Genomic DNA, 7,953 nt, shown 5'->3' with positions numbered 1-7,953 from the left:
CGGAAGGCGCCGGCTCGGTCCGCGAACACCAGTGAGCGCGGCTCCTCCGGAATGAAGGCCACGGTGCCGTTGGGGACCGGCACGCCGTAAGTTTGCAGCAATTCCTTTGCTTGATACTCATGGATGTTCACTGCGCTTGCTTCCTCATGATTGGCTGGGGCGCGTCTCGCGCACCTTTAGGTGCTGGCCCTTGGGGATTTAAGATTGACGGGATTCGATTTGTTCAATTTGTCTGACCACGTTCTCGGCCATGCGGATGGACGCGGCGTCGATCAAGCGGCCATCCAGCGACACGGCGCCTTTGCCTTCCTTCGCGGCCTGCTCCATTTCCACCAGGATGCGGCGGGCGCGGGAGACTTCCTTCTCGGTCGGGGTGAAGACTTCGTTCGCCAGGGCGACCTGGGATGGATGGATGGCCCACTTGCCCTCGCAGCCCAAGGCGGCGGCGCGGCGGGCGGCGACCTTATAACCCTCGGGGTCGCCGAAGTCGCCGAACGGGCCGTCGATGGGGCGGAGACCGTAGGCGCGGCACGCCGCCACCATGCGGGAAATACCGAAGTGCCACTGGTCGCCCCAGTGGAAGAAGCGGGCGCCGCTTTCGTCCGGGTCGGTCAACATGCCGTAGTCGGGATTGGCGCCGCCGATTTGGGTGGTGCGGGCGCGGACGGAGGCGGCGTAGTCGGCCACGCCGAACACCATGGCCTCCATGCGCTCCGGGCAGGTGCGGGCGATTTCCTCGACGTTCGCCATGCCCATCGCGGTTTCGATGAGGGCGTGGATATTGATCTGCTTGAAGCCTTTATAAGCTTCGATCTGGGAGAGCATGGTCGAGACGAAATACACGTCGGCGGCGCTGCCCACTTTGGGAATAAGAATGGTGTCGAGCTTGTCGCCGACCGCTTCCACCACCTCGACCAAATCGCGGTAGGCGTAATGGGTATCCAGGCCATTCATGCGGATGGACACGGCGCATTTCGACCAGTCGTAGGTTTGCAGCGCCTCGATGATGTTGGCCCGTGCCTGCGCCTTGTCGTCCGGTGCCACGGCGTCTTCCAGGTCCAGGAAAACCATGTCGGCGCCCGAATCCGGGGCTTTCTCCAACATGCGCTTATTGCTGCCGGGGACCGCCAGTTCACTGCGGTGTAAGCGATTTTTTACGGCCATGCCGTGCCTCTAGGTTATTGGGTTCACGAATAGATGAATCGCGGGCGGTTCCTCGCCCGTCTTCATGGGTGGAAGAGGGGATGTTGCCTCGAATTGGCCCGGACTCTTGTTTGGCTGACGCAAACAGAGACCGAAGCTTTCCGTTGGGCCACCACCACACCGACCCACGGGCTTGCTGGACCCTGGGCGAAGGGCGGGAAGTCATTGATTAAATGGACACTACCCGAAACGGCGAAGCCGCGCATTATAACCGCATCAATGGGGCGTGTTGCCAGTTGGGCTAGTACGGACCTTGTATATGGATTCGTTGGAAACAGGCAACAACGCCGGACGAGGTGCCAGGAAGGCTTTCAGGGGCCAGGGCAACCTTTTGTTTGTTCCGGTATTTGTCGCGTGGGCCGTTTGCCGCAAGTGTTTCAGCCAGCTTGAGAGCGGGCGGGTTGGCAAAATTTTTTACATTTCTTTCCATGGAATCGTTGTTGTGTCGCTGGTTTTTTGTTAGCATCCAGCCGTTGCGCAACTTTTTGTTGCTAGCGTGCAACGAATTTAACTCCTCACAACTACTGAAGGGGGCTAATACTTATGAAAACGATTAAGAAATCCATGGGTTTGGCGGCAATGATTACCGCCGGTTTGTTAGTGGCTGGCATGGCTCCGGAAGCGGCCATGGCTCACCAGAAGAAGGCTAAGGCGAAGTCCAGCAAGGTCGTCAAGCACAAGCGCGCTACGGTTGCCGCCGCGCCTGTGGCTTCCAGCGCCGACCGTCGCCTGCGGGCACTGGAAGACGAAGTCTCCAGCCTGCGTTCCGAGCTGGGCCGGACCCGTTCCGAAGCCAGGGCCGAAGCTCAATCTGCGGTTCAGCAGGTTGAAGCCAAGCAGCAGGAAATCGACGCGAAGCTGGCCAAGGCAGAAGAAGGCAGCGACCTGCTGTTCTTCCGTGGCGGTTACGCGAAGATGGAACATGCCCGCAACAATGAATTGTTGCTCGTCAACAACAACACCAACGCGCTCGGTTTGACCGGCACGCCTCCGACCCAGAAGGACGGTGAAGGTTGGTACGTGGGTGCTGGCTTCGACCATCGCCTGACCAACGACTTGTGGGGCATGACCGACATGATCGCGGTCGATGGCGAAGTCATGTTCCAGTACATGAACTTCGGTTCAAGCTGGAACACCCTGGTAGACGCCGCCTCCAACAACATCGCTGGCACTCCGCCGGGCACCATCAAGATCAGAAACCAGCTGACCCAGTTCACCCTGTCGGCTTCTCCCAAGATCAAGTTCAATCTGCTGGAGGGTGACCTGCGTCCCTGGATCATCCCCTTCGGTCTAAGCATCAACGTCATCAGCCCGCCCTCCAGCGGCGTAACGGTGTTGAATCCGGGCCTGATGCTGGGCACGGGTGTGGAATATCGCATCTGGAAGAGCCTGTGGGCGGGTATCGACTTCCGCTACAACTTCACCGGCGACGATCTGAGCTACAAGTCCACCGTTCCGGGCGTTGGCACCGTCTACAACAAGACGGACACCGACGGCCTGACCACCGGCGCTTACCTGGGCTTCGGTTTCTAAACCGACCCCTGGTATCCGGCGAAAAAGGGAGCCTTCTGGCTCCCTTTTTTGTGCGCGGGGCTTCCATGGATGCGAAGATTTACCACCGGACATCGCCCGGCTATCCTATCTGATAGCCTTCTTTATGCATGAGGAGGCCAATCCACTGGTCCCATCAGCCGGTAGATTTCTGTCCCGGCGGATGATGTCGGGAATGGATTGAAACGATTGAAACCCATGACGCCCCCAATCCCACCGGGCCTCCCGATTCCCATTCAGTAAGATCAGATCAACGCTATGCGCACGCAACCGGACCGCATCCAACTGTTCGACACCACCCTACGCGACGGCGGCCAAACCGCTGGCATCAACTTCTCCGCCGAGGACAAGGCCCGCATCGCCGACCGCCTCGCCGAATTCCAGATGGACTGGATCGAGGGCGGCTGGCCGGGCGCCAGCCCCAAGGATGATCGCTTTTTCGAGCTGACGCGCGGGCGGCGCTGGAGTCACACCAAGCTGGCGGTGTTCGGCAGCATGGCCCGGCCCGGCAACGCCGCCGAGAACGACAAGGGACTCCGCTACCTGGCCGAGAGCGGCGCGGACGGCGCTTGTGTGTTTGGCAAAAGCTGGGACTTGCACGTCACCAAGGCGTTGGGCATCGAACTGGCCGCGAATCTGGACTTGGTGCGCGACTCCGTGGCCTTCTTAAAACAGCATTTGCCCCAAGTGTTCTTCGACGCCGAGCATTTCTTCGACGGCTACCGCGACAACCCGGAATACGCCATCGAGGTGCTGAAAGCGGCCTGGGAGGGTGGGGCGGATGCGCTGGTGTTGTGCGACACCAATGGCGGCAGCATTCCCTACGTGGTGTCGCAGGTGGTGGGGGACATGGTCAAGCTGTTCCCCGACACGACCATCGGCATCCACGCCCATAACGATTGCGAACTGGCCGTTGCCAACTCCATCGCGGCGGCGCGGATGGGCGCGAAGATGGTCCAGGGCACCATTAACGGCATTGGCGAGCGTTGCGGGAACGCCAACCTTGTGTCGATCATCCCGGTGCTGCAACTCAAAATGGGCCTGGACTGCGGCGTCAGCCCAGAGCGGCTGTGCCAACTCGGCTCGCTGTCCCGCTATGTCAACGAGATGGCGAACCGCCTGCCCTGGCAACACCAGCCCTTCGTCGGCATCAACGCCTTCGCCCATAAGGGCGGCATCCATGTCTCGGCCATCCGCAAGGACTCGCGGCTCTATGAACACATCGACCCGGAATTGGTCGGCAACGAGCGGCAAATCCTGGTCTCGGATCAGGCGGGGAAAAGCACGATTCATTTGAAGTTGGCCGAAATGGGCCTGGATACGGACCTGGACCCGAACGATCCGGCGGTGCGCGAGACCATCCAGCGGGTCAAGGAGTTGGAGCATCGCGGCTTCGCCTACGAGGGCGCGGAGGCGTCGTTCCAACTGCTGCTGCTGAAGGCCATGCACCGCTTCCGGCGTTATTTCGAGTTGGACGGCTTCCGGGTGGTCGATGAGAAACAGGGCCACGAAGGCCAGCCCGAATCCGAGGTGACGGTGACGCTACGGGTGGGGGATCAGGTTTCCAGCACCATGGCGCGGGGCAATGGCCCGGTGAACGCCATGGACAACGCCTTGCGGGAGGCGCTGATTGGCTTCTATCCGACCCTGGCCGACATGCGGCTGACCGATTTCAAGGTGCGGGTGTTGACCACCAGCCAAGCCACCCGCGCCGCCGTGCGGGTGTTGATCGAATCCACCGACGGCCACAATAAGTGGGGCACGGTGGGCGTGTCCGCGAACATGGTGGACGCCAGCTATCAAGCCTTGGTGGATGCCATTGAGTACAAGTTGATATTGGATAGGGTGGAAGCGCCGACGTAGGGCGCGCTTTCTTATGCACAAAAAAAGGGCGGTATAAAACCGCCCGAATGCGCCTTTCGCTTACGACAATCGTTTACATCATGGATTGCTGGTAGTTCTGGATGCCGATCTTGCCGATCAGGTCCAACTGGGTTTCCAGCCAATCGACGTGTTCTTCTTCGCTTTCGAGAATGTTCTCGAACAGCTCGCGGGTGACGAAATCCTTGATTTGCTCGCAATACACAATGGCCTCGCGCAGCACAGGGATAGCGTCCAGTTCCAAGGTCAGATCACACTCCAAGACTTCCTGGGTATGCTCGCCGATCTTGAGCCTGCCGAGGTCTTGCAGGTTCGGTAAGCCTTCCAGGAACAGGATGCGCTCCATCAGCTTGTCGGCGTGCTTCATCTCGTCAATGGATTCGTGGTACTCCTTCTCGTTGAGCTTGTGGAGTCCCCAATTCTTGAACATCCGCGCATGTAAAAAGTATTGGTTGATGGCGGTCAATTCGTTGGTCAGGACTTTATTGAGATATTCGATGACTTTGTTATCGCCCTTCATGTGTGTGCTTCCTGTGGGTGAAATGTTCGGGTTCAGGCGGCTCGCCTAGTTCGGCTTGGCGGGGCATCCCCCGGCCTTGCCGCAGTTGGCCGCGCCCGCCAGCATGGCCTTGACGTCGGCGTTGCACTTGCCGCAAACCCGGCCCACGCCCAGGCATTCGGCCAATTGCTTACGGGTGCAAGCCCCGCCGTCTATCGCGACCCGGATTTGACGGTCTGTGACCGCCCGGCAGATGCAGACGTACATGCCAGCCTCCTCAACCGCCGTTTTCCAGTTTGACCCGATCCCTCGCCGAGAGATTCGGGCCGCGTTGGAAAAAGCCACTGGCTTCGCTGTTCATGCCATTCCGACCCTTGCCGTCCGGGTTTGCCAGTTTACCGAAGATACCCATGATTTGCTGAGAGCGTTGCCTGGTTACTGAAGGGGTTTAAGAGATTCGAGTGTTCACGATTCTCGGCACCGTGAGTCATTCTCCTGGACTATGGCTAAGGGGAAGCGATAAGCGTGCCATAGGTTGGGACAGGCGGGGTTTGTCACGGAAATTCGGGCGAGGCGGGATGCGATTCGCGATGAACCCCCCTTGGGCGGGGCGAAATGACCAGTGCCGGAGCGCGGACGGCGCGGGCCTGCCCTGAAATGGAGCAGCTAGATGGAAATGGGGTGGCGAGCGGCCTTGTTGAGCCTGAGAAGCCGCTTAAATGCGCGGGTTGGTTCGGGCCGGATGCGCGGCGCTGGGTTGTCGGGTTTCCGACAATTGTGCCGGGTTCGCTGTTCGCTCAGCCGCAAATTTCCCCCAGCCGCCCCGACCGATGCACCCGCCGGGCGATGGCCTGGGGCAGAATGCCCTCATCCGGCAGCAGCAGGCTGAGCCAAGTCTTGGCGCGGGTCAGCCCGGTGTAGATCAATTCCCGCGTCAAAATCGGATTGGGCCGATCCGGCAGCACCAGGGCCACATGGGTGAACTCCGAGCCTTGGGACTTATGCACGGTCATGGCGTAGACCGTCTCGATCTCGGTCAGCCGACTCGGCAACACTGATTTGATGCTCCGATCCGGCTGGCGGAACGCCACCCGCAGCCGGGCGGGACCGGAATCCGCCGCGCCGGAGAAATCCGGCAGCCGCAAAGCGATGCCAATGTCGCCATTCATCAGCCCCAAGCTGTAATCATTGCGCGTGACCAGCACGGGCCGACCCTCGTACCAGCCTTGGGTTTGGCCGATCAGCCCCGCCCGGTGCAGCGCCTCGGCGATGCGCCGGTTCAAGCCCTCCACCCCGTAGTCCCCCCGCCGCAACGCGCAAAGCAACTGGAATTGGTCGAAGGCGTCCAGCACCGCGTCGGCCCAGGCCTCGTGCGCCTCGCGGCTGGCGTCCAGGGACGGGCGGCCTTGGCGCAAGGTTTCCAGGTATAGCCGGTAGCCTTGGGGTGGCGACGGGAGGGGCGATGGGGCGGCGGCGTTCGCGTCCACGGGACCACGGGCGAAATGCTCCCGCCCGCCGTCCAGCGCCAGCCTTTCCAGCGCCCTGCCGTCCTGTTCGGTCAGCGCGACCCGCGCCAGGTCGGGCGGCTGGCGGCTCAGAATCGTCGCGGTTTCCACCCCATCGCCCGCGTTCACGGCGCGGGATAGCTGGCCGATGCCGCTCCCGGCGGTGAAGCGGTGGCTCACCCGCAGCGAGACGATCCGTTGGGCCAGCGCCCCGCCCGGCCCGGCGTGGCCGCTCAAGTCCTCGCCGGTCACGGCGGACAGCCAAGCCACCGTGTCGGGCTGATAGCCGGGCCGGTCGGCGTCCTGGCATAAATCGCCCAGCACCGAGCCGGCCTCCACCGAGGCGAGCTGGTCCTTGTCCCCCAGCAGCACCAGCCGGGTTTCCGGGCGCAAGGCCGCCAGCAGCGCCGCCATGATTTCCAGGTCGATCATCGACGCCTCGTCGATCACCACCAAGTCGGCGTGCAGGGGATTGCCGGGATGGTGGCGAAAGTGGCGGGTATCTGGCCGGGCACCCAGCAGCCGGTGCAGGGTGCTGGCTTCGGTGGGGATGGCCTCGCGCATGGATTCCGGCAGGCGGTTGACCGCGTTGCCGATGGATTCGGTGAGCCGGGCGGCGGCCTTGCCGGTGGGCGCGGCCAAGCGGATGCGCAGCGCCGGTCCCCGTTGCCGGGCGGCGCTTTGCAACAGGGCCAGGAGGCGCACCACGGTGGTGGTCTTGCCGGTGCCGGGTCCGCCGGTGATGACGGTGAAGAAGCCCCCCGCCGCCATGGCGCAGGCGATCTTCTGCCAGTCCGGCTCGACCGTTTCGCCCGCGCCGGGGGAGGACTGGCCGGGGAAGAGTTGGTTCAGTCGCGCCGCCAGATCGTCGGGCACTTCGGCGGCGTGGGCCAGCCGGGCGCGGATGGATTCGCCCACTTGCCGCTCGTATTCCCAATAGCGCCGCAGGTACAGCCGTTCGCCGTCCAGCACCAGCGGCGCGGGTCCGGCGCCATTACCCACCAGCGCCGAGCGGTCCAGCGCCGCTTGGAACGCCCCGACCGTCAGGCCCACCAGCGCGGTGGAGGGCAGGGGCGGGCGGTAATATTCCGATTCGCCCTCCGGCGGCAGGGACAGCGCCTCGTCGGGCGCGGCCAGGGTCGCGGCCAGATCGAGGCAGATGTGGCCCCGGCCTAGCTGATGGCTGGCGAGGGTGGCGGCGAGCAGGCACAGGTTTTCCGCCGCCGGGTCGAGGGATTGGAGAAAGCGCATGAAGGCCCGGTCCAGCGGGCGGAGCCAGTCGCGTTCGGTCCAGGCGTCGATGAGGGGGGGAAG

The 7,953-nt window shown here is 62.5% G+C and carries 7 protein-coding genes; 2 read left to right on the top strand and 5 right to left on the bottom strand.

Annotated elements, in window-relative coordinates; translation table 11 throughout:
- Positions 1 to 198: 198 nt before the first annotated feature.
- Together ACXWUF_RS14770 and ACXWUF_RS14765 are read right to left on the bottom strand one after the other, a co-directional pair.
- Positions 199 to 1,164: an HpcH/HpaI aldolase/citrate lyase family protein gene (locus tag ACXWUF_RS14770; protein ID WP_458495414.1), complete on the bottom strand. Its 966-nt coding sequence runs from the start codon at positions 1,162 to 1,164 to the stop codon at positions 199 to 201.
- A gap of 280 nt (positions 1,165 to 1,444) precedes the next feature.
- Positions 1,445 to 1,705 (bottom strand): hypothetical protein, encoded by a 261-nt coding sequence (locus ACXWUF_RS14765; protein ID WP_458495413.1) that lies wholly within the window; start codon positions 1,703 to 1,705, stop codon positions 1,445 to 1,447.
- A gap of 41 nt (positions 1,706 to 1,746) precedes the next feature.
- Here ACXWUF_RS14765 and ACXWUF_RS14760 point away from each other — a divergent pair, with 41 nt between their 5' ends.
- Both ACXWUF_RS14760 and cimA read left to right on the top strand, forming a co-directional pair.
- On the top strand, positions 1,747 to 2,736 hold the full coding sequence (locus tag ACXWUF_RS14760; RefSeq protein ID WP_458495412.1) for a hypothetical protein: 990 nt from the start codon (positions 1,747 to 1,749) through the stop codon (positions 2,734 to 2,736).
- Positions 2,737 to 3,012: 276 nt separating this feature from the next.
- A complete protein-coding gene (gene cimA, locus ACXWUF_RS14755; RefSeq protein ID WP_458495411.1) occupies positions 3,013 to 4,617 on the top strand; it encodes a citramalate synthase in 1,605 nt (534 codons plus the stop codon).
- Between the two features lie 73 nt (positions 4,618 to 4,690).
- On the opposite strand, the gene bfr is transcribed toward cimA, so the two are convergent.
- The 3 genes from bfr to recD all read right to left on the bottom strand — a co-directional run.
- A complete protein-coding gene (bfr, locus tag ACXWUF_RS14750) occupies positions 4,691 to 5,155 on the bottom strand; it encodes a bacterioferritin (RefSeq protein ID WP_458495410.1) in 465 nt (154 codons plus the stop codon).
- Positions 5,156 to 5,200: 45 nt separating this feature from the next.
- Positions 5,201 to 5,401, bottom strand: a complete 201-nt coding sequence (locus ACXWUF_RS14745) for a (2Fe-2S)-binding protein (protein WP_458495409.1) — start codon at positions 5,399 to 5,401, stop codon at positions 5,201 to 5,203.
- A gap of 530 nt (positions 5,402 to 5,931) precedes the next feature.
- Positions 5,932 to 7,953: exodeoxyribonuclease V subunit alpha (gene recD / locus ACXWUF_RS14740; RefSeq protein WP_458495408.1), on the bottom strand; the 2,022-nt coding region annotated here is incomplete at its 5' end.

The organism is Methylomagnum sp. (assembly GCF_054333355.1).
Note: the sequence above shows the minus strand (reverse complement) of the source record. Positions and strands in the feature narration are given on the sequence as shown.

Coding starts and splice junctions, on each gene's coding strand:
- ACXWUF_RS14770 (WP_458495414.1), bottom strand. CDS start 1,164: ATGGCCGTAAAAAATCGCTTACACCGCAGTGAACTGGCGGTCCCCGGC.
- ACXWUF_RS14760 (WP_458495412.1), top strand. CDS start 1,747: ATGAAAACGATTAAGAAATCCATGGGTTTGGCGGCAATGATTACCGCC.
- cimA (WP_458495411.1), top strand. CDS start 3,013: ATGCGCACGCAACCGGACCGCATCCAACTGTTCGACACCACCCTACGC.
- bfr (WP_458495410.1), bottom strand. CDS start 5,155: ATGAAGGGCGATAACAAAGTCATCGAATATCTCAATAAAGTCCTGACC.
- ACXWUF_RS14745 (WP_458495409.1), bottom strand. CDS start 5,401: ATGTACGTCTGCATCTGCCGGGCGGTCACAGACCGTCAAATCCGGGTC.